The sequence below is a fragment of the Micromonospora sp. CA-248212 genome (assembly GCF_050948405.1).
Classification (GTDB): Bacteria; Actinomycetota; Actinomycetes; order Mycobacteriales; family Micromonosporaceae; genus Micromonospora.
On record NZ_CP192023.1, the window covers coordinates 4,559,404 to 4,580,842 of the forward strand.

The 21,439-nt window shown below is 70.6% G+C and carries 24 protein-coding genes and 1 pseudogene; 8 read left to right on the top strand and 17 right to left on the bottom strand.

Annotated elements, in window-relative coordinates:
- The first annotated feature begins 2 nt into the window (after nt 1-2).
- The gene (locus ACQP03_RS21520) at nt 3-1,376 is read left to right on the top strand and encodes an acyclic terpene utilization AtuA family protein (protein ID WP_433458134.1); all 1,374 of its coding nucleotides are present in this window, start codon (nt 3-5) and stop codon (nt 1,374-1,376) included.
- Nucleotides 1,366-1,752, top strand: a complete 387-nt coding sequence (locus ACQP03_RS21525; RefSeq protein WP_357124754.1) for a DUF4387 domain-containing protein — start codon at nt 1,366-1,368, stop codon at nt 1,750-1,752. Before ACQP03_RS21520 ends, ACQP03_RS21525 begins: the two co-directional genes overlap by 11 nt.
- On the opposite strand, the gene ACQP03_RS21530 is transcribed toward ACQP03_RS21525, so the two are convergent.
- Nucleotides 1,734-2,630 carry an NAD-dependent epimerase/dehydratase family protein gene (locus ACQP03_RS21530; RefSeq protein WP_357174002.1) on the bottom strand — a complete coding sequence of 299 codons (897 nt, stop codon included), beginning with the start codon at nt 2,628-2,630 and terminating at the stop codon, nt 1,734-1,736. The two genes, ACQP03_RS21525 and ACQP03_RS21530, sit on opposite strands and share 19 nt — an antisense overlap.
- A 162-nt stretch (nt 2,631-2,792) precedes the next feature.
- Here ACQP03_RS21530 and ACQP03_RS21535 point away from each other — a divergent pair, with 162 nt between their 5' ends.
- Nucleotides 2,793-3,365: a TetR/AcrR family transcriptional regulator gene (locus ACQP03_RS21535; RefSeq protein ID WP_357124748.1), complete on the top strand. Its 573-nt coding sequence runs from the start codon at nt 2,793-2,795 to the stop codon at nt 3,363-3,365.
- 34 nt (nt 3,366-3,399) lie between these two features.
- Here ACQP03_RS21535 and ACQP03_RS21540 read toward each other — a convergent pair whose 3' ends face one another.
- Nucleotides 3,400-4,308: an SDR family NAD(P)-dependent oxidoreductase gene (locus ACQP03_RS21540; RefSeq protein WP_433458137.1), complete on the bottom strand. Its 909-nt coding sequence runs from the start codon at nt 4,306-4,308 to the stop codon at nt 3,400-3,402.
- 31 nt (nt 4,309-4,339) lie between these two features.
- On the opposite strand from ACQP03_RS21540, the gene ACQP03_RS21545 reads away from it, so the two are divergent.
- Nucleotides 4,340-4,885 carry a TetR/AcrR family transcriptional regulator gene (locus tag ACQP03_RS21545; protein ID WP_433458139.1) on the top strand — a complete coding sequence of 182 codons (546 nt, stop codon included), beginning with the start codon at nt 4,340-4,342 and terminating at the stop codon, nt 4,883-4,885.
- Nucleotides 4,886-5,016: 131 nt separating this feature from the next.
- On the opposite strand, the gene ACQP03_RS21550 is transcribed toward ACQP03_RS21545, so the two are convergent.
- From ACQP03_RS21550 to ACQP03_RS21560, 3 genes are all read right to left on the bottom strand, one after another.
- Complete coding sequence (locus ACQP03_RS21550) at nt 5,017-5,322, bottom strand: hypothetical protein (RefSeq protein WP_433458141.1); 306 nt, start codon at nt 5,320-5,322, stop codon at nt 5,017-5,019.
- Between the two features lie 68 nt (nt 5,323-5,390).
- Nucleotides 5,391-6,812 carry a dihydrolipoyl dehydrogenase family protein gene (locus ACQP03_RS21555; RefSeq protein WP_363661139.1) on the bottom strand — a complete coding sequence of 474 codons (1,422 nt, stop codon included), beginning with the start codon at nt 6,810-6,812 and terminating at the stop codon, nt 5,391-5,393.
- A gap of 1 nt (nt 6,813) precedes the next feature.
- Nucleotides 6,814-7,374 (bottom strand): hypothetical protein, encoded by a 561-nt coding sequence (locus ACQP03_RS21560; RefSeq protein ID WP_363661140.1) that lies wholly within the window; start codon nt 7,372-7,374, stop codon nt 6,814-6,816.
- Nucleotides 7,375-7,555: 181 nt separating this feature from the next.
- Between ACQP03_RS21560 and ACQP03_RS21565 the strand changes: the two genes are divergently transcribed.
- From ACQP03_RS21565 to ACQP03_RS21575, 3 genes are all read left to right on the top strand, one after another.
- Entirely contained in the window at nt 7,556-8,164 is a 609-nt protein-coding gene (locus ACQP03_RS21565) for a TetR/AcrR family transcriptional regulator (protein WP_357124728.1), read from the top strand.
- Nucleotides 8,165-8,599: 435 nt separating this feature from the next.
- The gene (locus ACQP03_RS21570; RefSeq protein WP_433458144.1) at nt 8,600-9,169 is read left to right on the top strand and encodes a TetR/AcrR family transcriptional regulator; all 570 of its coding nucleotides are present in this window, start codon (nt 8,600-8,602) and stop codon (nt 9,167-9,169) included.
- 78 nt (nt 9,170-9,247) lie between these two features.
- On the top strand, nt 9,248-10,426 hold the full coding sequence (locus ACQP03_RS21575; protein WP_357134541.1) for a GDSL-type esterase/lipase family protein: 1,179 nt from the start codon (nt 9,248-9,250) through the stop codon (nt 10,424-10,426).
- Between the two features lie 146 nt (nt 10,427-10,572).
- On the opposite strand, the gene ACQP03_RS21580 is transcribed toward ACQP03_RS21575, so the two are convergent.
- The 9 genes from ACQP03_RS21580 to ACQP03_RS21620 all read right to left on the bottom strand — a co-directional run bounded on the left by ACQP03_RS21580 (nt 10,573) and on the right by ACQP03_RS21620 (nt 18,797).
- Nucleotides 10,573-11,136, bottom strand: a complete 564-nt coding sequence (locus ACQP03_RS21580; protein WP_357134543.1) for an RICIN domain-containing protein — start codon at nt 11,134-11,136, stop codon at nt 10,573-10,575.
- Between the two features lie 124 nt (nt 11,137-11,260).
- Nucleotides 11,261-12,445 carry a radical SAM protein gene (locus tag ACQP03_RS21585; RefSeq protein WP_433458147.1) on the bottom strand — a complete coding sequence of 395 codons (1,185 nt, stop codon included), beginning with the start codon at nt 12,443-12,445 and terminating at the stop codon, nt 11,261-11,263.
- Between the two features lie 93 nt (nt 12,446-12,538).
- The gene (locus tag ACQP03_RS21590) at nt 12,539-12,769 is read right to left on the bottom strand and encodes a hypothetical protein (protein WP_355047752.1); all 231 of its coding nucleotides are present in this window, start codon (nt 12,767-12,769) and stop codon (nt 12,539-12,541) included.
- A gap of 203 nt (nt 12,770-12,972) precedes the next feature.
- Nucleotides 12,973-13,929, bottom strand: a complete 957-nt coding sequence (locus ACQP03_RS21595) for a hypothetical protein (RefSeq protein WP_396832338.1) — start codon at nt 13,927-13,929, stop codon at nt 12,973-12,975.
- Nucleotides 13,930-13,994: 65 nt separating this feature from the next.
- On the bottom strand, nt 13,995-14,957 hold the full coding sequence (locus tag ACQP03_RS21600) for a CHAT domain-containing protein (RefSeq protein WP_433458150.1): 963 nt from the start codon (nt 14,955-14,957) through the stop codon (nt 13,995-13,997).
- 5 nt (nt 14,958-14,962) lie between these two features.
- Entirely contained in the window at nt 14,963-16,525 is a 1,563-nt protein-coding gene (locus tag ACQP03_RS21605) for a hypothetical protein (RefSeq protein WP_433458152.1), read from the bottom strand.
- 1 nt (nt 16,526) lies between these two features.
- Nucleotides 16,527-17,015, bottom strand: coding sequence for a hypothetical protein (locus ACQP03_RS21610; RefSeq protein WP_433458154.1), 489 nt, complete (start codon nt 17,013-17,015; stop codon nt 16,527-16,529).
- Nucleotides 17,012-17,623 (bottom strand): RNA polymerase sigma factor, encoded by a 612-nt coding sequence (locus ACQP03_RS21615; RefSeq protein ID WP_357134551.1) that lies wholly within the window; start codon nt 17,621-17,623, stop codon nt 17,012-17,014. Before ACQP03_RS21615 ends, ACQP03_RS21610 begins: the two co-directional genes overlap by 4 nt.
- Before the next feature lie 4 nt (nt 17,624-17,627).
- Nucleotides 17,628-18,797, bottom strand: coding sequence for a S8 family peptidase (locus ACQP03_RS21620; RefSeq protein ID WP_433458156.1), 1,170 nt, complete (start codon nt 18,795-18,797; stop codon nt 17,628-17,630).
- A 204-nt stretch (nt 18,798-19,001) separates the two neighbouring features.
- Here ACQP03_RS21620 and ACQP03_RS21625 point away from each other — a divergent pair.
- A pseudogene (locus ACQP03_RS21625) lies at nt 19,002-19,151 on the top strand (IS481 family transposase); the annotation flags it as partial.
- Here the strand turns inward: ACQP03_RS21625 and ACQP03_RS21630 are convergent.
- The 3 genes from ACQP03_RS21630 to ACQP03_RS21640 form a co-directional block, all read right to left on the bottom strand.
- A complete protein-coding gene (locus ACQP03_RS21630; RefSeq protein WP_363661370.1) occupies nt 19,148-19,564 on the bottom strand; it encodes a hypothetical protein in 417 nt (138 codons plus the stop codon). The pseudogene ACQP03_RS21625 and the gene ACQP03_RS21630 sit on opposite strands and share 4 nt — an antisense overlap.
- 140 nt (nt 19,565-19,704) lie before the next feature.
- Nucleotides 19,705-20,847, bottom strand: coding sequence for a hypothetical protein (locus ACQP03_RS21635; RefSeq protein WP_363661371.1), 1,143 nt, complete (start codon nt 20,845-20,847; stop codon nt 19,705-19,707).
- Nucleotides 20,844-21,416: an RNA polymerase sigma factor gene (locus ACQP03_RS21640; RefSeq protein ID WP_363661372.1), complete on the bottom strand. Its 573-nt coding sequence runs from the start codon at nt 21,414-21,416 to the stop codon at nt 20,844-20,846. The genes ACQP03_RS21635 and ACQP03_RS21640 overlap by 4 nt, the downstream gene beginning before the upstream one ends.
- Between the last annotated feature and the right edge of the window lie 23 nt (nt 21,417-21,439).

A 21,439-nucleotide genomic window follows, 5' to 3' on the forward strand; every position in this document is an offset into this window, starting at 1 on the left:
CCGTGACCGCCGACCGCGTACGCATTCTCGTGCCCTCGGGCATGCTCGGCTCGGGTTTCCCGCCCGAGATCGTTGACCGTGGGCTGGAACTCGGTGCCGACGTCATCGCCGTGGACGGAGGGTCCACCGACTCCGGCCCGTACTATCTGGGCACCGGCACGGCCAAGACCACCGCGGCGGCCGTGGCCCGCGACCTGCGCCTGCTGCTCCGGGCGGCGGCGAAAGCGCGTATCCCGCTGATCGTCGGCTCGTGCGGTACCAGCGGCACCGACTCCGGCGTGGACTGGGTCGCCGGGATCGCCCGCGGCATCCTGGCCGAGGAAGGGCTGGACCTGCGGGTCGCCACCATCTACAGCGAGCAGCGGGCCACCGACCTCAAGGACCATCTCGACCGGGGCCGGATCCACCCGCTCCCGCCGGCCGGCGACCTCGATCCGGCGACGTTGGACAGCTGCCAGCACATCGTGGCGATGATGGGCCATGAGCCGATCGCTGAGGCGCTGGCGGGCGGGGCCGACGTGGTACTGGCCGGGCGCGCCACCGACACCGCCGTGGCCGCCGCCTTCCCGCTGATGGCCGGCATGCCGACCGGCCCGACCTGGCACGCCGCCAAGATCATCGAGTGTGGCGCGCAGTGCACCACGAACCCGCGCTCCAGCGGGGTCTTCGCCACCATCGACGCCACCGGCTTCATCATCGAGCCGCTGGACCCGGCCGTCGCCTGCACGCCCACCTCGGTCGCCGCGCACATGCTCTACGAGACCGCCGACCCGTTCTCGATGCGGGAACCGGCCGGCACGCTGATGGTCGCCGACGCCACCTACCGGGCCCTGGACGAGCGGCGGGTACGGGTGGAGGGCTCCCGGTTCGAGCCGGCCCCGTACACGAACAAGCTTGAGGGGGCCCGGATCACCGGCTACGAGACGATGTCGTTCACCGCCATCCGCGACCCGCACATCCTCGGCCAGATCACCACCTGGGCGCAGCTGCTGCGGCGGGTCACCACGGATCGGGTCGCCCAGACGCTCGGGCTCAGCGCCGACGACTACGCCTTCGACATCCGCCTGTACGGCTACGACGCCGTACTGGAGGCGAAGGACCCGGACACCCGGACACCCCGCGAGGTCGGCGTGATGCTCCTGGTCCGCGCCGCGGATCAGCAGACGGCCACCGCCGTCGCGAAGATCGCCAATCCGCTCATGCTGCACCTGCCCACGCCCGACATGGACTACCTGCCCAGCCTCGCGTTCCCCTACTCCCCCGCCGAGACCGAGCGCGGGGCGGCGTACGAGTTCGTCCTCCACCACGTCGTCGACGTGGACTCGCCCACCAGCCTCTTCCGCATCCACCTCCCGGAGGACAGTGTTGTCCGATAACGCCCACCCCCGCACCGTCGCCGACCTCGCGCTGGAGGTCCGGTCGAAGAACGCCGGCCCGTTCTGGGTGACGATGGAACTGTTCATGCGCGACACTGCCGGGTACGCCCTGGTAGCCGACCCGGGCTTCCTGGACGCGCCGCTGGTCGCCCGCCTCTACGGCGTACCGGCCGACACCATCCGCATCTTCCGGATACCGGCGCTGAACGTCGTCAAGATTTCGTTCCCGCGCCCGGTGGCGCAGGGCAGCCTGCGCGACCGGGACATCCACGCCGGGCAGCACCACGTGCCCCTGGCCATGCTCCCGCTGCCCGACTCCCCCGCCACCGACGACACCTCGGCTGACCAGGCTGGGGCTCACCTGTTCGCGACCTGATAGGAGCCGGAGCGTACGTCCTCCGGGAGGGCGGGACCGCTGGTGCTCCAGCCGAACGTGGTGCGCGCTCTGTCGGAGGTGATGCGCGCCGAGGATCGGAGCAACGCGGCCATCGGCCCCATGGCGCTCTCCGCCTGTTCGGCGGTGATCGAGGTCGCGGTGGCTCCGGTCAGATCCGCGATCGCCTCGGCAAGTTCGCGGAAGCTGAACTGTTGCGGTCCGGCCGCGTTGTAGATGCCCGCTACCGGGCGCTCCAGGGCCGTCAGGTACAGGCGGGCGAGATCGTCCACGTGCACCGGGGTCCACTCGTTGTCGCCGGCGTCGATGTAGGTGGCCGCGCCCGAGCGGGTCGCGGCGTCGATCAGACTGGTCAACAGCAGGGAGCCGCCCCGACCGTAGACCAGACCCGCGCGGATGATGAGGCCGGTCAGGCCCGCCGCCTCGCGCACCAGTCGCTCGCCGACGAGCTTGAAGGGCTGCGGGCCCGGCTCCGGCAGTTCCGCGTCCTCGTCGCGGGAATGGTCGGGGTCGAGCCCGTAGACCAGGTTCGTGCTGGTGTAGAGGAACGGCTTGCCGGTGCCTGCCCTGCCCGCCCCACGGGTCAGCGCCGCCACGGCAGCGGCCTCTGCCCTGATCGCGTCCTCGCCACCGAAGTAGTCGACTGCGGTGTGCACCACCGCATCGGCTTCCGCGGAAGCCTGCTCAAGGAGCGCGGTGTCGGTCAGGTTGCCGAGCAGAGGAAACGCACCCGCCGCTGCCGCCTTGGCCGCTGATTCCGGGGACCGGGTCAGCGCTACCACGTCGTGGCCTGCCGCGACGAAGTGTTCGACGAGCACCGAGCCCAGGTAGCCGGTGCCGCCGGTGATGAGGATCCGCATGTTCTCTCCAGAGCCGAGCGATCGGTGAAACGGATGGACCATCCGTTTGCCAACCGTAGCACGAACCGGATGGGCCATCCGTTTCGCCGGCCTGAGCCTCCCATTGGGGGCCACGGCTCCAGGTGGGGGCAAGTGGAGCTGTTATCCGCTTATGCTGGAGGAGTGACCGCCTCGCCGCCCCGTAAGGACGCAGTACGCAACCGCCAGCGGATCATCGAGATTGGCCGGAAACTGGTCGCGGACGGCACCCCGATTCAGCTGAACGAGGTGGCCCGCGCGGCCGGCGTTGGCGTCGCCACGGTATACCGGCACTTCCCGACGCCTCAGGCACTGATCGAGGCGGTGTCGGTGGACGGACTTGAGACGTTGATCCAGGCCGCCGAACGGGCCGCGCAGCAGGACGACCCCTGGACGGCCTTCCGTGATCTCCTGGTCAGGGTCGTGGACGCGCAACTACTCGACGCCGCCCTGTCCTCGGTCCTGTCCACGCCCACGACCACCCTGCCGGGCACCGCGGACCTGCTCGATCAGTTGTCCTCGCTGTTCAACACGCTGTTCGTACGGGTCAGGGCCGCAGGGCTGCTGGCGCCCGGCATCACGCTCGCCGACATGACGCCACTGATGTGTGGAGTCGCCTTCTCGGCCAGGATGCACCCAGCCACCGACACGCAACAGCAAGCCGCCGCCGGCCGCCACTACCTCGATGTCGTGCTGAACGGGATACGGGCCCGCTGAGCGCCGCAGGGACCACAACGCAACCCGGTCGCGGCTACTCCGGCGGCCCCTGGTCGACGGAGAGACCGAGATGCGTCCCACCGGAGGCGTCGATCACCTGGCCGGTCACCCATCGCGCGGCTGGAGAAGCAAGGAAGGCGACCACGTCCGCGATATCCGCCGGCTCTCCGACCCGTCGCAGGGCCGAGAGCCCGGTGACGACCTCGCGTAGCGCCGGTTGGGCGGCGAACCAGGCCACGTTGTTCTCGGTGGCGGTGGTCCCAGGCATCACCGCGTTCACCGTGATACCCCGAGGGCCCAGTTCCTGTGCCAGCGTGACGCTGAGCGTGTTGATCGCGCCCTTCGTCATGGCATACGCAAGAGTGCCGGGTATCGCGACCCGGGTGGCGACGGACGAGACATTGACGATCCGACCACCGTCGCGGAGCAGGTTCAGGCCCCGCTGGATCACGAAGAACGGCGCTTTCACGTTGATCGCGAACAACTCGTCGAAGTCATCCGGCCGTGCGGTGGAAAGCGTCGGCGTGGCCCCGCCGATCGCCGCGTTGTTCACCAGCACATCGATGCCGCGCGGCGCGCCGCGTTCGGCCAACCCGGCCTCCACGCCAGCCCAGAGCCGATCGGCATCACCCGCCACGCCGAGCTGCGCGCCGACCGCGAACGCGGCGCCACCCGCCTCGGTGATCTGCGCGACGGTCTCTTGCGCGGCCGACTCGCTCGTGCCGTAGTGCACCACCACCAGTGACCCAGCCGCGGCGAGCCGCTTGGCAATCGCGCGGCCGATGCCCCGGCTCGCGCCGGTGACGAGGCTTGTCGTGCCCTCCATCGTTTCCATGATCTCCCCTTCGTGTCGCGTATCGAAGCAGGTACCACGGTCCGACCCTCGTTGTAGGCCCGGCAACGGACTGAGGTATCGCGGCGTACGGTTGTTGCACTTCTTCATGCGGAGAAACGTCCGCGCGTACGCTCGTTTGATGCGCTGGGACGCCGAGGAGAAGCGACGCCGAATCCTGGCCGCGGCACGGCGCGCCTTCGCCGAGAAGGGCGAGGACGTCACGGTGGCTCGGATCGCTCGCAGCGCCGGTGTGTCCGTCGCCACCGTCTACCGGCGCTTTCCCACCCGGGACCGCCTCATCACCGACGCTTACGGCGATCAGTGGAACGATTGCGCGGCCATGCACGCCGAAGCCCTCAGCGACCCGGACCCGGCGCGTGCGCTGCGGGAACTGATTCGCACGCTTTGCGCATACCAGTTACAGGACAGAGGCTTCACCAGGGCCTACGTCGAGGCGGTGGTCACCGGACGCGGGCTCGACCACGAGCGGCAGGAGACCGAACGGGTCATCGCCCGGCTGCTGCAGCAGGCACAGGCGATGGGCACCGTCCGCGCCGACCTGACCGTCGCCGATTTCCGGCTGCTGATCGCGGCCCACCACGGCGTCGTCCTGGCCGCTGGGCCCGACGCCGTGACGGCTTCCCAGCGCTATCTCGCACTGATGCTGCGCACGCTCCAACCCTGAAATTTCGCCGCCCGAAGCTCGAGGTCGACCAGGTGTTTCGTCGGCTGCGGCGGAAGCGGTCCCCGAGGCCGCCGCAGCGCACGAACCGGGCGCAGGCGTCCTTTCCGCCTACGCCCGGGAAGCGTTGATCGTCAAGCCTGTTCGATGTCCGAGAACAGGCCCTTGAACGGGACCTGCGTCCCCGCGAGGGTGCCGAAGACATCAGCGGCAACGGTTCTCGCGACCGCTGCGGAGGCGTCTTCGTAGCTGTCGAAGTAGAGGTCGAGCGTCCGGTACGCGGGGGTAGCGGTGCCATCCTCCTTCGGCCACACCTTCGCAGACTCGAGTCGCCGCAGCTTCGGGAACTTCGCTGCGGCAGCCTTCACGTCCGCGTAGGCCCGCTCGAAGTCGTCGGGGCTCGCCGGGTTGTCGATGATGATTGTGATCTTGGTCGGCACGGGGCTCTCCTCAAAGTGGAAAGAATGATTGTTCTATTTCGGACACAACTAACGCCGCAGACCCGAATTCAGCGGCCGTAGGTCTCCAACAGCCGCAGCCACACCTCACTGACGGTCGGGTAGGCCGGAACCGCGTGCCACAGTCGGTCCAACGGGACCTCGCCGACGATGGCGATGGTCGCGGCGTGGATCAGTTCCGCGACGTCCGGGCCGGCGAGGGTGAGGCCGACGATCACCTTGCGGTCCTCGTCGACGACCATCCGGGCGTGTCCCCGGTAGCCATCGGCGTGCAGGGAAGCTCCGGCGACGGCCCCAAGGTCGTAGTCCACGACCCGGGTCCGCAGCCCAGCTGCCTCGGCCGCAGCCGCGGTCAAGCCCACCGACGCGATCTCCGGATCGGTGAAGACCACCTGCGGCACCGCCCGCTCGTCAGCCGTCGCCACGTGCCGGCCCCACCGGCCGTCCTCGACCTTCGCACCCTTCGCCCGGGCCACGATCACGTCGCCCACCGCCCGCGCCTGGTACTTGCCCTGATGGGTCAGCAGCACCCGCCGGTTCACATCGCCCGCCGCATAGAGCCACTCGCCGCCGCCGACGACACGCAGGGTGTCGTCGACCGCCAGCCAGGCGCCCGGCGCCAGCCCGACCCGGTCGAGGCCGATGTCCTGGGTGTTCGGCGTACGACCGACCGCCACCAGCACCTCGTCAGCTTCGATCCGCTCGCCGGACGCGGTCTTGAGGTGGACGACTCCACTGTCGTCGCGGTTGACGGCGACGGCCTCCGCGCCGAGGTGTACGGACACGCCGGCCTCGCGCAACGACTCGGTGACCAGTTCACCGGCGAACGGCTCCGCCGACGGCAACACACCGTCGCGGGCCAGCACCGTCACCGCGGACCCCAGGGCGGCGAACGCGGTCGCCATTTCGGCGGCCACGACGCCACCACCGATGATGGCGAGCCGACGGGGAACCGAACTGGCCGAAGCGGCCTCGCGGCTGGACCACGGCGTCGCCTCGCGCAGCCCCGGGATATCCGGCAACAGGGCGCTGCTGCCCGTCGCGACGACCACGGCGTGCCGCGCGGTCAGCGTCGTCGTGACACCGTCGACGCCGGTCACCTCGACAACGCGGGCGGCACTGATCCGCCCCTGACCGCGGTGCAGCGCGATGCCCGCCGACGCCAGCCAGGACACCTGACCGTCGTCCTGCCAATGCGACGCGAAGGAGTCCCGCCGGCCCAGCACCGCAGCCGCGTCCAGGTCTCCCGTCACCGCCTCCCGCGCCCCCGGCAGTTGGCGAGCCGCGCGCAAGGCGGACGCGCTGCGCAGCAACGCCTTGGTCGGCATGCAGGCCCAGTACGAGCACTCACCACCGACCAACTCCCGCTCGACGATCGCGGCGGTCAGCCCGCCCCGGACGACCCGATCGGCCACGTTCTCCCCGACCGGACCGGCACCGATCACAATGACGTCGTACTCGATGGTGGTCATGTCAGTTGCCCTTCGCGGCGCGGCCGAGCCGGATGGCCGCGATGAGGAAGAAGATGGCGCCGGGAATGGCGTAGCCGGCGGCGTTGGTCAGCGCCGGGTTGTCCGCGGCGGCGCCGGCGATGAAGGACCCACCAGCCAGGACCGAGATGCCGCCACTGATGATCATCGGCCACTGGCCGCCCATCTTGCGACGGGTGACACCGACGATCAACTGGACCAGACCGGCGACGATCGCCCAGGCGCCCCACACCCGCAGAATCGCGGGGATACCGGACGCGCCAGCGACACCCAGACCGACGGCCGTGATCAGGCTTACCGCGATGTTCACGTACAGCAGGGTCGGCGAGCCGGTGGTCCGCGACGAACGGAGGTCGTAGATGGCGGCGCCCACGTCGAACAGCGGGTAGATCACGAAAAGCGTCACCGCGAGCGGACCGATCTCCTTGGCGGTGGCGATCGTCACGAGGGCCCACACGATGGCGAACGCGAAGCGGACGAAGTAGAGCCGCCGCAGCGCGGAGGCCGTCTGGGAAATACCGGGCGAAGCAGCAATGGTGGTCACGGGTGACCCTTTCAGCGGAGGGGCTAGGGAGACCGATCGTTCTGTCTTGTCGAGCATGACACGCTCCACCCACATCGTCAAGACCGAACGTTCTATCCACTCCTCCGACCCTGCGCTACCCACCGCTGGCTAGGGCTGTCGAGACCCTTAGACCGAACGTTCTATCCGCTACCATGGCGACATGACGCCCACCGCATCCGGTGCCCGGCCTTCCGAGGCGCGCCAACGGCTCCTTGCCACGGCAACCAGGATCTTCTACTCGGAGGGCATCCATTCCGTCGGCGTAGATCGGATCATCGCCGAGGCGAAGGTGACCCGGGCCACCTTCTACCGGCACTTCCCCAGCAAGGACGATCTCATCCTCGCCTACCTGCGTGAGATCCATGAGATGGATCGCGGCGGGGTCGACACGGTCATCACCGCCGACGCACGACCGGTCGCCCCACTCCTGGCCATCGCCAACTCGATCGCCGAGAGCATCCAGTCCCCGGGATTCCGTGGATGCGCGTTTCTGAACGCCGCGGCGGAGTATCCAGACACGGAACATCCCGTACGTCAGGAGATCATCGCCCACCGGCAATGGTTCCTGGACACGCTCACCACGCTGATGGCGCAGGTCCAGGAGGAGACGGCAGAGTCCGCCGCGCGTCACTTCGTCATGCTCCGCGACGGTGCCATGGCAGCCGGATGCCTCTTCGACCCCGCGTTGGTGTCCGAGACCTTCCTCCGCGGCATCGAAGGACTCCTCCGGATCACCGCCGAGCGCCAGTCGACCGAATCCGCCGGCTAGGGCCTGTTTCATAAGGGCGGTCGAGCCGAGGCGGAGTCCGGGCGGCGATCCGGCAAGGCGCGGTTTCGTCCGGATACCGGTGTTGTATCCGGACGAAACCGCAACGCCGCCGGTCGTCGTCCGGGCCCGCCGCAGGCCGGCCAGTTCTTATGAAACAGGCCCTAGTCCGCCAGCACGGCGGCTGCTCTGGCTCGTAGCGACCGGCGCTCCAGGGCGGGGGCGGCCAGACCAGCCAGTGTCGTCGCCCAACTCGGCGAATCGCTGCGAGGGCTCATCCTCGTGTGCGCCCACGATCCCTGAACCGCTCCTGGCACTCCCCGTTGCGCTGACGCGCAGACGACCAGGCGGAACGGTGCGTCAGTCGCAACCTCACGACCGATTTGCCTACAGGTATTAGGTAGAAGCATAATAGCTGTAGGCAGACAGGGGAGCGTGATGGATAGACCAGGACTGACGCCGGAGCGTCTGACCCGAGCGGGGGCGGAACTGGCCGACGAGGTCGGCTTCGACCAGGTCACCGTCTCGGCGCTCGCTCGACGGTTCGACGTCAAGGTCCCGAGCCTGTACTCGCACCTGAAGAACTCACAGGACCTCAGGATCCGCATCGCGCTGTTCGCGCTCAAGGAACTCGCTGACCGCGTCGCCGATGCCGTCGCCGGTCGAGCCGGCAGGGACGCGCTAGCCGCGTTCGCTGACGCCTACCGCGACTACGCCAGGGAACACCCGGGCCGCTATGCCGCCACCCGGCTCCGGCTCGATCGGGAAACGGCGGCCGCCAGTGCCGGTGTCCAGCACGCGCAGATGGCTCGGGCGATCTTGCGGGGTTACGGGTTGGACGAGCCGGACGCGACCCACGCGGTCCGCATGTTGGGCAGCGTGTTCCACGGCTACGTCAGCTTGGAGCTGGCCGGCGGTTTCGAACACAGCGCTCCCGACGCGCTGGAATCCTGGGAATGGATCGTGGATTCGCTCGACGCGGTGTTACGCGCCCGCAGCACTCGCTGACCCGACGACGGCCGCACCACCGCCAGCGCTTCGCAGCGCGGCGCGCCGATGAACATCTCGATCGAGAGGCTTGAGGCAATGCCCACCGAACACCAGTGGATCACCACCCCGGTCACCGCGGGCCTGGTGCGCGGGTTTGTCGATCTGGAGGCGACCGCGCGCGGTCTACTGCCGCACCGACTGACCGCCCGGGCCCGCCAGCAGATCCCCGACGACCAACTGGCCATGGCCGAGGCCCAGCCGTCCGGCGTACGGCTGGCCTTCCGTACCCGGGCCACCACCATCGAACTGGACACCCTGCCCACCAAGCGGGTCTACCAAGGCTTCCCGGCCCCACCGGACGGCGTCTACGACCTGCTGATCAACGGGCGCCTGGCCGCGCAGGCGTCGGTGCCCGAAGGCAACGTCCGGACGGTTACCAACATGTTCACCCAGACTTCCGTGCTGACCGAAGGGCCGTCCGGCACCGCCCGCTTCGCGGGTCTGCCGGAGGGTGAGAAAGACATCGAGATCTGGCTTCCACACACGGAGATCACCGAGTTGATCGCGCTGCGCACCGACGCGCCCGTTGAGCGGACCCCGCCCACCGGAAGCAGGACGTGGCTGCACCACGGCAGTTCCATCAGCCACGGCTCGAACGCCACTCATCCCACCGCCATCTGGCCAGCCCTGGCCGCGGCCGAGGGCGGCGTGGAGTTGGTCAACCTGGGATTCGGCGGGAGCGCGCTGCTCGACCCGTTCACCGCCCGCGCCATGCGGGACATCCCCGCTGACCTGATCAGTGTCAAGATCGGCATCAACATCGTCAACAGCGACGTGATGCGTCTGCGCGCCTTCACCCCTGCGGTCCACGGCTTCCTCGACACGGTCCGCGAGGGGCACCCGACCACACCACTGCTGGTCGTGTCCGCCATCCTGTGCCCGGTGCAGGAGGACACGCCCGGTCCCCTCGTGCCGGACTTCGAGGGCGGGACGCTGCGCTTCAAGGCCACCGGCGATCCGGCCGAACGCAGCGCTGGGCGGCTGACCCTCAACGTCATCCGTGACGAACTCGCCCGGATCGTCGAACAGCGCTCGGCCGAAGACCCGAACCTGCACTACCTCGACGGACGTGACCTCTACGGCGAGGCGGACTACGCCGAACTCCCACTCCCCGACGAGGTGCACCCCGATTCCGCCGGACACCGCCGTATCGCCGAGAACTTCGCGCGGCTCGCGTTCGGCGACGGCGGCCCCTTCGCCACCAAGACCGGCTGACCGCCTGTCGCGCGCCGAGCAGCGGCGGACGAGGTGGCGGCGTACCCGCGGGCGCTCCCCCACGAGGCCAACTCGGGCGACGTCTGCGCCCGTGCCCAGCCTGCCGGACCCTGACCCCGCCAGACCTCGTCCGCCCCGGTCACCCACTACCAGGCGCGCAAGACCCACTGCTGGGCGGGGGTGCTGTTACAGGGCCATTGCCACACGGCGTTGCCTGCGACGGGGTCGCCCCAGGGAACATCGACGCACTGCCCGGTCTGGAGGTTCCGTAGCGCGTACCCATTCGCTCCCGGTACCTGCGTAGCGGACCAGAGCTGCCGCGCGACGCCCAGGCAGTCCCACAGTTGTAGCGTCTGGCCCGCTGCCGGGTTACCCCAGGGCACGTCGAGACACTTGGGGCCCTCTGCCGACCAGAGCGAGCTGACAAGCTGGTAGTAGACGACGCCGTTCCACCTTCCCTCGTAGACCATCGTCCACTTCTGGGCCGGGCCGTCGTAGCAGGGCCACTGCTTGATCGCCGTGCCGTTGGCAGTACTGGAGTACGACACGTCGATGCACAGGCTGCCGAAGGGGTACTCGCTGGTAGCCGAGCTCTGGGATCTGAATGAGTATTCGGCGGCGGCGCTCGCAGGTGAGACGGCCACCAGGTTGGCGGCTACGAGTCCGACGCACACCGCGAGCACCGTGGACGTCCGGTTGAGGATGTTCATGAGCATTCCTCTCGGTTGGAGGGGGACGACATCGATGAAGGGGCGGCCGGTCGGCATCAGATACGTCCGCTACAGCGCGGGCGAGGACCGGCCTCAGGTCGGGAAGGGGTGCCGATCGGCAGGGTTACAGGCGCCCACTGGTGTAGAGGTAGTCCAGCAACCGTCCGTCGACCCGGTCCTGGAAGGTGTCGGCCACCGCCGCTTCCGGATGTTCGTACTCGTAACCGCAGCGCACCCAGCGTTCCGGGACGCTGGCCACGTCCAGGTACCCCTCGTCGATGCTGCCCACCTCGAAGCCGGGCTTCCCGGCCGACTGCCAGCAGCTGAAGAGTTGACCGTCGGCGTTGACCACGGCGCCGTGCCGGCCTCCGGGCACCGAGCAGATGTGGCAGGTGGTTCTCATGCTGGGTCGGACCACCCGGAAACCCGCCTCCAACGCGGCGATACTCCAACCCGCGAACGCGTCGCTCACGGTGTCGATGTGCCGCATGGTGTTGTGGTATCCGAAGCCCGCGTCGCCCACCCAGGCGAACGTCACCGTGCACCGGTCGGGGCTCAGGCCGGCGGCCAGTTCCCCGACGAGGTCGGCGATCCGGTCGAAATTGTGGTGCGACACGTTCACCCGCAGGTTCCAGTTCAGCCCGGTGACCTCTGTCGCACGAGCGACGTTGCGAACGATGGTGTCGAAGGTGGGCGCGCCGGACCGCTTGACCCGGATCTGGTCATGATCCGCCCGGCTGCCGTCGAACGTCACCTGCACGCCGTTGAGACCCGCCGCGTACAGCTCACGGGCCAACCTCGGGGTCAGCAGAACGCCGTTCGTGGTCATCGCGCACTGGTCGAGCCCGATCGCGCGCGCTCGGTCCAGCAGGGTGCGGCAGCCCCGGGGATTGAGCAGCGGCTCACCCCCGAACAGCAGCAGGTACAGGCGATCCAGCTCGCACTGACGCATCCGGTCCCGGGCGAAGGTGATGATGCGATCGACGGTGTCAGTGTCCAGCCAGGCCCGCCGGATCCGCGGCGGCCGTGCGCCGCCCGTGTCGTCCACCCCGGTGTTCTGGAAGCAGTAGGCGCAGCCGAGGTTGCAGGTGGTCGTGGTAAGCACGGTCAGCGAGAACGAGACCGGCACGCGCGGCTCGAACGCCGCCGTGCGGCGGAGGAAGCCCGTGGTGGCAGCGTCCACCGTGCCGTCCGACCCCACACACTCGGGGCGCAGCAGGGTCCAGGTCTGGTTGCCGATGAACCACCAGCCGTGTTCGCTGCGGATCAGCCGCGGTGCGTCGATGTCATCCAGGCGGGTACCGATCATGGCTCTTCCTTCCAGCGTTGGTCCTGATCGTCGGGTCAGCGGGGCCTGTCGGTCGTTCACAGTCGCCGACAGGCCCCGCGGTGCTGCCCCCGGCTAGGCGTTCGGGCCGGCGTCGCGCTGCAACGTGACGTTCTCCGGCGCGCCGATCTGGATCCCGCAGGAGGCGTCCGCGATCTGCGCCGCGCTGCGGTTGGCGAGAACCCGGCTCACCTCCGGCGCCCCGATCTGGACGCCGCAGGCGGCGGCCTCCTCAACGGAGACGTCCGGCCCCCGGTTGACGAGAATGCCCTCCAGCTCCTCGGCACCGATCTGAATACCGCACATCTGGCCTGCTCCCTTCTCCGGCCGGAACGGCTTCCCGCCGGTCTTGGTGAATACGTGGCGGCAGGGCCGGTAGCAGATACCGATCCGTCGGACTCTCTCCCGACCGAGTGCCGCCGGTCAGCGACGGTGTCCGCGATGGAGGTCTGCGGATCTGCGGCGCAGGCGTCCCCGCCGGCCCCCGTGGGACCGCGCACGGGGCCGCCTCAGTTGTCCGGGCACAATCCGGTAGCCCGGACCGGCTGAGCGCTGTCCAGATAGGCCGCAGCTATCCAGCCGGTGTCGCCGAGGACGGTCGTCCGGGCCCACGCGCTGTCGCCCTTGACGGCTTCCCCGGTGCGGTAGCAGGTCACCCGGCCCAGCGTGCCGTCGGGCACCTTGCGCAGCACCCGGTCACCCGTGGACGGGCCGGCGCGCAGCGACGCGTCGGGGCGGGCCTTCACCGCGACGAGCCGCCCCTCGCCGGGAACCAGGCCGTCCTGGAGCCCCCGGCAGGTGAGCGCCGACGAGCCGATCCACATGATGGTGTAGTCCTCGCCGGCACGTCGCTGGTGGCTGGTGTCGAAGCAGTACGCAGGGCTGTCCTGATCCGGTCCGATGCCCTGGGTGGCCAGATTCAGGAGCGGAATCTGTTTGATCAGGAAGCAGGCGGCCGTGTCGGCGACCGCGCCGAGGCGGCCACGGACGACCGCCACCACGCCGACCGCCCAGGAGTCGCGCCGGCTCTGGTAGATCCGCACCGCCAGCCGGTCGGTCTGGTAGGCGCATTGGACGGCGTCGTTGACCTGCCCGAGCCGGTCGGCGAAGCGGCCGAGGTTGTCGAGGAACTGGTCGACCCGGGGCCGCTGCCCCGGCACGATCCGTTGGGTCACCTCACTGACCAGGTCGACGTACGGCAGGCAGGGGTTTTCGACCGAGGTGTAGGTTCCCTCGTCCAGCTTCGGGAGCAGTCCGCCGCTGCGGGTGCCGGCCGGCGGGCAGCCGCCACCTCCGGCGATCTTCGCGAGGCCGTCGGCCGTACCCGGGCGGTTCTCGGCACCGCTGCTCGCCGCGCCGCCGTTCGTGCGGCATGCCGTCAGGAGACCGGCCGCCAGGGCGAGCACGGCGAGGCCGGCGGCGAGACCCGCCCGGCGATGGCGCTTCTTCACAGTGTGGTCAGTCATGCCTGGATGGGGGGCCGGACGGCATCCTGGATACCTGCCGTCGGTGCGACTCTGGCGCGGTTGGCTCAGCCGGCACCGAAACAGACGAAGCTCGAGGGCTGATTGCCGCGTACGGCCTCAGCCAGTGCTGCCGCCGGCAATCGGCCCGCGACGACCGCCCGATGATAGGCCGCCATGATCTCCATGGCCGCCTCGTCGGCGACCCGGCTGACGCTCGCGACGACCGTGGCGGTGCCTGCGGCGAGCAGGGCGGTCGGCATGCCGAGCGCCTCGTCGCCGTGCCGCACGTCGGTCAGGCCCAGGTCGCAACAGGACAGGACCACGGTACGCGGCGCGTTCCGCAGTTCCTGCACGTCGTATCCCAGCAACGGGCCGCCGGCCAGCTCCAGCGTGGAGAACAGCGGGTTCTCGGTCTGGTGCTGCCCATGCGCCGCCACATGGGCGAGGCCGGCGCCGGCCATCGCCGCGAGTGTCGCCGCCGGGGTCGCCTCCGCCCCGGCGAGCAGAACGGCGCCCGGGTGCAGCGACGCCACGACCCGCGCCTCCGCCTGCCCCCGGGGGATTCCCGGTCCCGCCACCACCGTCACCGCCGCCGACCCGGCCGTGGGCCCGCCTGCCTTCAGGCGACGCCGGGCGGCCAGCCAGACCCCGACCGACGGCGTCACCGTGACCGGCCGGGACACGCACGCTGGCAGGGCATGCCACGGCGTGGTCAGCAACAGCCCGGTCGGGACCAGCACCAGGTCCCGGTCGCCGACCAGCGCAAGCACCGGGTCGAGCAGCATCGACTCCACGTGGTCGGCGTCCTGCCGCGTAGCGGCGCGGACCACCGCCGCCAGCCGGGCGGGCATGGACCGGCCCGCCTGCGCGTCCAGGTCGGCGCGTAGTCGTCGTACCGCCTCCTCGGCCAGGCCGCGGTCGCCAAGTACCACCACCGAGGTCGCCCGGTCAGTGACCACCAGCGCGCGCAGGATGTCCCCGGCGGCCACGTACACCACGAGCGCCGCGCCAGCCAGCTCCGCCGTCACGGCGCTCAGCGGCGCCGGCGTCGTCGGCGCCGCGTCCCGGGGCCCGGCGTCGCCCAGGCGCGCTCCCGGATCATCCGCTGGAGCGCCTCCAACCGACTGTGGAAGGCCAAGGTCGGGCGCCCCGCGAGTTCTGCCTGCCGGACGCGGTGCTGTAGCCGGCGCAGCTCTTCCAGCGCCTCGGCGGCGACCGGGTCGTCGGGCGGCCGCACCGGCGGCAGCAGCAGCGCCTGGGCCCGCGCCCGCTCGGACCACCGGTAGACGGCGATGGCGGAGCCCTCTGCCAACGCTGCGGCGAGCCCCGCCCGGGCCAGGTCGCGGCCGTGCACCGCGGCCCCGGTCTGCAGGTCGGCGCAGCCGAACCGGGCGCGGTGCCGGTGCAGAGCAGCCATTCCGGCCAACAGACTCCGCCGCGCCTCGGCCGACCGGCCGGCCGAGGCCGCCACCTCCGCACGGGCCATGTGCCAGAGCAGGCGCGTGTCGAGCCGATCGGTCCGTCGCGGTCCGGACTGTCGCCCGATCAGCTCCGCCGCCCGGCGGGGTCGGCCCGCGGCCACCAGCGCCCGGGCCTTGACCAGACCGGCGACCCGAGCATCCTCAGGCAGCCCGAGCCGGGCCAACCGGCCGGCCAGCACCCCGGCGCGCCGGGCCACCGTCGCCTGGTCGACCTCGCCGACCGCCTGGTCGGCGCGGAGCTCGAACAGGGCAGCCAGGGCCGCACGGCGGACGTTCGTACGGCCGAGGAAAGCGACCCGGGCACGTCGGGCCCACCGCGCGGCAGCGACCGGTTCGCCGGCAAGCAGGGCCGCCTCCGCACGAACCTGAAGGGCATCGGCGTACGTGTGTCCGAGCTGCTGCTGCGCCGCCCGCTCCACCGCGCTGGCGAGTTGCCGTTCGGCCTCGCGGTACAGCCCGGCCGCGACCAGCGCGCGAGCCCGTTCCACGGCCAGGTTGGCGAGCCGGCCCGGCGCGAGCACCTGGTAGTCGGCGTCGGACTGGGCGAAGGCACGCAGCGCGGCGGGCAGGTCACCGGCGATCACGTCCAGACAACCCAGGTTCGTCCGCGCCATGGCCACGTGCAGACCGAGCCCGTACCGGGCGGCGACCTCCGCGCAGCGCCGCAGGTCGGCGCGGGCGAGCCGGACGTTGCCCGCCTCCACGTGCACGAGGCCGCGATTGTTGAGCGCCTTGACCAGATCAAGTGGGTGGGTGAGGTCGCTCAACAGGTCGATGGACTCGTCGTACTGACTAAGCGCCTCCGCGTTACGGCCGCTGCGCTTGAGGAGCAGGGCCCGCTGGCCGAGCAGGATCGGCCGCTGCGGCGCAGCCGCGAGTGCCTCGGCCTCGTCCAGCAGCCGAAAGCCCAGCTCCACCCGGCTTCGCTCGGACTCCGCCCAGGCGAGGCTGATCAGCAGGCGGACGTGGATGTCACGCAGGGCCGGGTGGCGCTTGGCCAGCCGCAGGCCCGCCCGCAGTTCGCGGGCAGCCCGCCCCGGCTGACCGGCGTCGCTCGACGCCAGGCCCGCCGCGTGCCAGCGGATGGCCCGCCGGGCGAGGGTGGCCGGGCGCATGTCACAGGGTGAGGGCCGGCGTGACCACCTGCGGCGCGTGCTCACCCCGCGCCGGGTGCACCACCACCTGCGCCAGACCGTGCGGCACGCCGTCCAGCACAAACCGGCCCGACGCGTCGGACTCCACCGTCCGGGGCGGGTCGGGCGCGGGGTACCGCAGCTCGACCCGTACGGCGGCGCCCGGCGCGAGCCAGCCGTCGATCCGGACCATGCCGTCGGACCGGTCCACGATCGTGATCATCACGGTCCGGCTCTGCGCGTCGAAGGTCAGGGTGCGGGTCCGTTCCGTGCCCCGCACCGCGCCGACCAGTTGCTCTTCGCGCAGCCGAGCAACCTCCCGGTCGACGTCGTCGAGGGCCACCACAAGGCGTACCCGGTCGTCGAGGTCGGACGGCGGCGGGTCGAGCCGGGTGAGCACCGCGGCGAGCTGGTCCAGAATCGCCTGGTCCAGGTCGTCGAACGGCTGGTCGGCGGGGTCCGGGGCGGTCATGTCGGGCTCCACGTCGAGTCGGCGGTCAGCATCTCCCGCAGCTTCGCCAGGCACCGGCCGCGGGTCGGCCCGATGCTGCCGCGCGGCATGCCCAACGCCTCGGCCACCACTGTGTAGTCCGGGCGCTCGACGTGCGCGACGATCCGCAGCAGCGCCCGGCACCGCTGCGGCAGCCGCGCGACGTGCCGCCACAGCGCCCGGTCACGTTCGTCGGACAGCAGCAGGTCGGCCGGGCCGGGATCCGGGTCGGGCGAGGACTCCAGCCTCGCCGCATCGTGCGGCGTCTGCCGCTGGGCGAGCCCACGCACCCGCCAGGACTCCCGGCGGGTGGTGGTCACCAGCCACGCGGTGAGCGCGTTCGAAGACCGTATGGTGTGCAGTCCGCGTACCAACTCCAGCCAGGTCGTCTGGACGACGTCGGCGGCCTCGTCGGCGTCGAGGCCCTGTGCCCTGGCGACGTGCCACAGCAGCGGGTTGAGGTCCCGAACCACCTCGTCGAGGGCGTTCCGGTCGCCCGCCCTGGCTCGGTCGAGGCGCTCGCCGAGGCGTGCCGCGCGGTCGGTCGACGCGCCCGCGCGCTCCACCGGGGTCTTTGGCAGATTGGACATGGCGTCAGTCCGGCAGCCGCACGGGAGCCGGCGCCAGCCTCTGGGCGAGCTGACCCGCGTACCGGGCCGCCGCGAACGACGTACCGCTCCAGTAGGCGTACGCGCCCAGCGCGGTGACCGGCGCCGTGGACAAGGGCATGAGGCTCACCGTGTTGGTGCCCTCGCGCCACTGGCGCACCCACACCCCGTGGTTGCTGTATCGCGCCCGGGTGGTCGGCGAGGCCTGGGCCCCGACGCTGATCACCGTAAGAGTCGGGTCGGCCGCGAAGGCAGCCGGATAGACCGGGCTGTCCGTACCGTCGTTACCGGCCGAGGCGACCACCGGAACGCCCCGGTCCGCCAACCGTTTGAGCGCCTGGCGGACGGGCTCCAACTCTTCGTCCTCACCGGCACCCGGACGGCCGAACGCGGTCAGCACGACGTCGACCCGCTGACCGTCGTCGACCCGGTCCGCCAGCCAGTTCATCGCGTGCGCCGCGTTCAGGTCGCTGACCCGACCCGCGTCGCTCATCACCCGCAACGAGAGGATCCGCGCGTCGGGCGCCTCAAGGCGGACCAGTCCGGCGAGGAAGGTCCCGTGCCCCCAATGACTACCGAAGTCCGGCTGCTCTGTCTCCTCGCCGCGGCTCTCCTGCCCGGCAACCGCCGGAATGGCGCGCGGCGGCGTCCATCCCTGCGCCTCCTCCCAGTACGGCTCGCCGCCGGCCTCGGCCAGCCAGTCGTGCTCGCGTACCCCGGTGTCGAGCAGCGCCACCACGGGTCGCCCGGCCGGAAACTGGCTGGCCGGGCGCCGGGCGGGCTTCGGCGGCATCACGTGCTCGGGCGCCGCGAGCCAGGCGATGGTCCCGTGCCCGCTCTTGCAGCCGCTGGCCCCGAAGTACGGGTAGAGATTCGCCTCCACCCGGGCGTCGTCCTCCACGGTGGCGGCCGTGCACTCGTAGTCGGGCAGACACTCCGGCACGTCGGCGTCGGCGTCGGATCGGCCGGCCAGTCGGCGGCTGGCCCGGGCCACGGCCACCGGGTCACCCTGAACGGGCAGTTCGACCAGGTCGACAGCGGGCGGTGTGGGGGCGGCCGGCGGGGACAACGGCCGGCCCAAACCGGCCTCGGCCAGCAGCCCGTTGAGTCGCTCGACCGTCTCCGGGCGCTCCACCACCCACGCCGGCACGAGCACGACGTCAGGACGGTAAGGGGGGCGCGACACCTGTCCTCCCGGTACTACAGCCGACTCACTCAGGGCCGCCCCGCGCGCGGCGCGGGTCGGTGGTCACAAGCCCAGTTGAGCACGTTCCGCTGCCGCAGCCAATGGCCCGGCCGGCGCATCGACGATAGCCATCCGACGTGTATCTCGGGGATCAACCCGCTCCCTTATCACGGATGGGCCTGCGCCAAGCCCTACCGATCCGAGACCGCCCGACGAGCGGCCCTACCCGCGTGGCTCCACGCCTACAATCACCACCGCCACCACACCGCACTCGGCGGCCCACCCGCCAGCCGCGTCCCCAACCTTTCTGGACAGAACACCTAGGCGACGCCAAGGGTGGGGACCCCGGTCCGAACCGCCTCGATGAAGGCATCAGGTGGCAGGTAGCGATGCTCTTCGACGTAGTGGCCGATCAGGGCCGGTGCGGCGAAGTTCGTCCCGTCCACGGCGGTGAGCCAGATCTCACCGTTTCCGCGCGCGACATCGGGAGCTTCGTGAAGGCGGATGTCGGCCCGAATCAGGCGCAGAGGCTCGGCCGCTCCCGGGCAGAACTGGCAGTAGTGGTACCCCCGCATGAGCCGCACTGGTTCAGCGCCGAGCCGCGCCAGGCGATCTCGAACGTCTCGCGGGCACGCTCCTTCGGTGAAGGGCATGCTCGAATCCAGCCAACCGACGGCAATGGCGTCCGGGGCGCCCGGGTAGTAGTCATAGGGCGCCAGGTCCGGAATGTACGTCACGCGTCGATCATCGCAGTCGGGCACCGGCCGTGCGAACAACCGAACGACGGTGCGAGCCGCCTGAAGGCGGCCCGCACCATTGACCGAACGCTGGGCGCGTCACGCCCGTGCCGGGATGCTGGTGGGTGGAAGTCCCCGGCCTAGAGGCGGGCCTTCGTCACGCGGGAGGATTCGTACGTCGTGGAGGCCCGGGGTAGGCCCGGCACGGTGGATACGTCCTTGACCAGCATGCCGGTCGTGGCGTCAACGGTCAGCACCTCGCTGCCCTCGCCGCCGAACACCTCGGGGCCGGCGGTGATCGTCAACGTGGCCCTGCCCTGGGTGGTGGAGTTCTCGACGCTGACCGCGGGGATGGTGGACAGCAGACGTAGCACACCGGCCCGGACCTGGGTGTTGCCGTCGCCAGCGGACAGCGCTTGGGTGCTGTACGTCCACAGGGCGTTGTCGAAGTGCCGCTGAACGGCCTGCGGGCTGTACGGCTTCGGCTTGGCGTGGCCGCCCTTCTGCTTGATGATCACCTGGGCGTCCGCCTGCTGCTTGTCCCACGCCGCCTGCTGCGCTGCGGGGTCGAGGCCCACCAGCGGATCCTTGGCTGCCTTGAGCATCCGGGTCCGGCCGTCGGCCGGGCTGCTGTCCGCCGCGGCGACGGCTGCCTTGAGCAGCGGTGCGTAGCCGCCGTCCGTCATCTGGTCCTGGTGACGGGCGATCGCACGCTTGATGTCCTTCACGCTGCTGCCGGTATAGATCTCGTGACGGTCGGTGTACAGCGTGTAGACGACCTGCGTGGTCTTGGTGCCGTTGACCTGTGTCGCCTTCACCAGCCACGCGTCGCCAGCCGGCGGGGTGACCGTCTTGATGGAACCGGCCAGGGTCATCAGTGGCGCGCGCTCAGCGGACCCGTCGGCGGTGGTCGAGCCCGAGGTGGCGGCCGACGAAGCCTGGCTGGCCTCGGTGCCTCCGGTCGCCGAGGAGTTGAGCACCACAGCGACGACCGCCGCCGCGGCGGCAACCCCCACCCCGGCGCCGATCCCCCATCGGCCCGCGATACCGATCCGGCGGCGGCGCTGAAGCGCCGGGCTGGATGCGTCGTCCCGCGTGGTTGTCGTCGTTCGCATGGTTGAAGGTGCCTCCACAGTCGTGTCCTCCGCTGATATCGCGCCCAGCCGCACGGTTGCGGGGTCGGCCATGGCCGCCCGCAGCACCGCCCGCGCCCGCTGATACGCCTCCGGGCGTAGTGGTTCCGCGCTGCCCAACGCACCGACCAGATCGAGCTCGTCGGTCATCGGTGTCTCTCCTTCGCGCTGTTGCGGTCCTTCAGAAGCGCGGACACCCCGGGCGCGTCGCGCAATGCCGTCCTGGCCTGGCTCAGCAGCCGCCGCGCGGTGCCGGCCGGTATGCCGAGTGCCCGCGCGGCGTCGGCTGCCGTCAGGTCCTCCCAGGCGACGAGCCTCAGGACCTCCCGCTCTTCTGGTTTGAGCCGCGTCAGGGCGGACCGGAGCACCGCCCGGGCGTCCACCCCGAGGTCCACCGCCGACCACGGATCCCACCCGGTAGCCGTCTCCGGCACGTCCGCTACCAGGTCCTCGGCGGGCCGGGACCGCCAGTAGCGCCGCAAGCGGTTCAACGCCACCCCGTACAGCCACGGCCGCGCATCGTTGTACGACCGGTCGTACGATCGCCGCGACTCGAACGCCGCAACCCACACCTCGCCCAGAAGGTCCTCAGCCGCATCCCGCCCCGCCCGGCGAACGAGGTACGAACCGACGGCGGCCTCATGACGCTCGACCACCTCGACGAAGGCGTCGACATCGCCATCCAGCGACCGGCCTATCAAATCCGCATCCGAAGCCATGGCCCTCCTCGGCACAGTCCGCG

Excerpts from the sequence above, each read along its gene's own strand:
- ACQP03_RS21530 (WP_357174002.1), bottom strand. The coding sequence starts at position 2,630 with ATGCGGATCCTCATCACCGGCGGCACCGGCTACCTGGGCTCGGTGCTC.
- ACQP03_RS21540 (WP_433458137.1), bottom strand. The coding sequence starts at position 4,308 with ATGAAGAAGTGCAACAACCGTACGCCGCGATACCTCAGTCCGTTGCCG.
- ACQP03_RS21545 (WP_433458139.1), top strand. The coding sequence starts at position 4,340 with ATGCGCTGGGACGCCGAGGAGAAGCGACGCCGAATCCTGGCCGCGGCA.
- ACQP03_RS21555 (WP_363661139.1), bottom strand. The coding sequence starts at position 6,812 with ATGACCACCATCGAGTACGACGTCATTGTGATCGGTGCCGGTCCGGTC.
- ACQP03_RS21565 (WP_357124728.1), top strand. The coding sequence starts at position 7,556 with ATGACGCCCACCGCATCCGGTGCCCGGCCTTCCGAGGCGCGCCAACGG.
- ACQP03_RS21570 (WP_433458144.1), top strand. The coding sequence starts at position 8,600 with ATGGATAGACCAGGACTGACGCCGGAGCGTCTGACCCGAGCGGGGGCG.
- ACQP03_RS21575 (WP_357134541.1), top strand. The coding sequence starts at position 9,248 with ATGCCCACCGAACACCAGTGGATCACCACCCCGGTCACCGCGGGCCTG.
- ACQP03_RS21580 (WP_357134543.1), bottom strand. The coding sequence starts at position 11,136 with ATGAACATCCTCAACCGGACGTCCACGGTGCTCGCGGTGTGCGTCGGA.
- ACQP03_RS21585 (WP_433458147.1), bottom strand. The coding sequence starts at position 12,445 with ATGATCGGTACCCGCCTGGATGACATCGACGCACCGCGGCTGATCCGC.
- ACQP03_RS21590 (WP_355047752.1), bottom strand. The coding sequence starts at position 12,769 with ATGTGCGGTATTCAGATCGGTGCCGAGGAGCTGGAGGGCATTCTCGTC.
- ACQP03_RS21595 (WP_396832338.1), bottom strand. The coding sequence starts at position 13,929 with ATGACTGACCACACTGTGAAGAAGCGCCATCGCCGGGCGGGTCTCGCC.
- ACQP03_RS21605 (WP_433458152.1), bottom strand. The coding sequence starts at position 16,525 with ATGCGCCCGGCCACCCTCGCCCGGCGGGCCATCCGCTGGCACGCGGCG.
- ACQP03_RS21610 (WP_433458154.1), bottom strand. The coding sequence starts at position 17,015 with ATGACCGCCCCGGACCCCGCCGACCAGCCGTTCGACGACCTGGACCAG.
- ACQP03_RS21615 (WP_357134551.1), bottom strand. The coding sequence starts at position 17,623 with ATGTCCAATCTGCCAAAGACCCCGGTGGAGCGCGCGGGCGCGTCGACC.
- ACQP03_RS21635 (WP_363661371.1), bottom strand. The coding sequence starts at position 20,847 with ATGACCGACGAGCTCGATCTGGTCGGTGCGTTGGGCAGCGCGGAACCA.
- ACQP03_RS21640 (WP_363661372.1), bottom strand. The coding sequence starts at position 21,416 with ATGGCTTCGGATGCGGATTTGATAGGCCGGTCGCTGGATGGCGATGTC.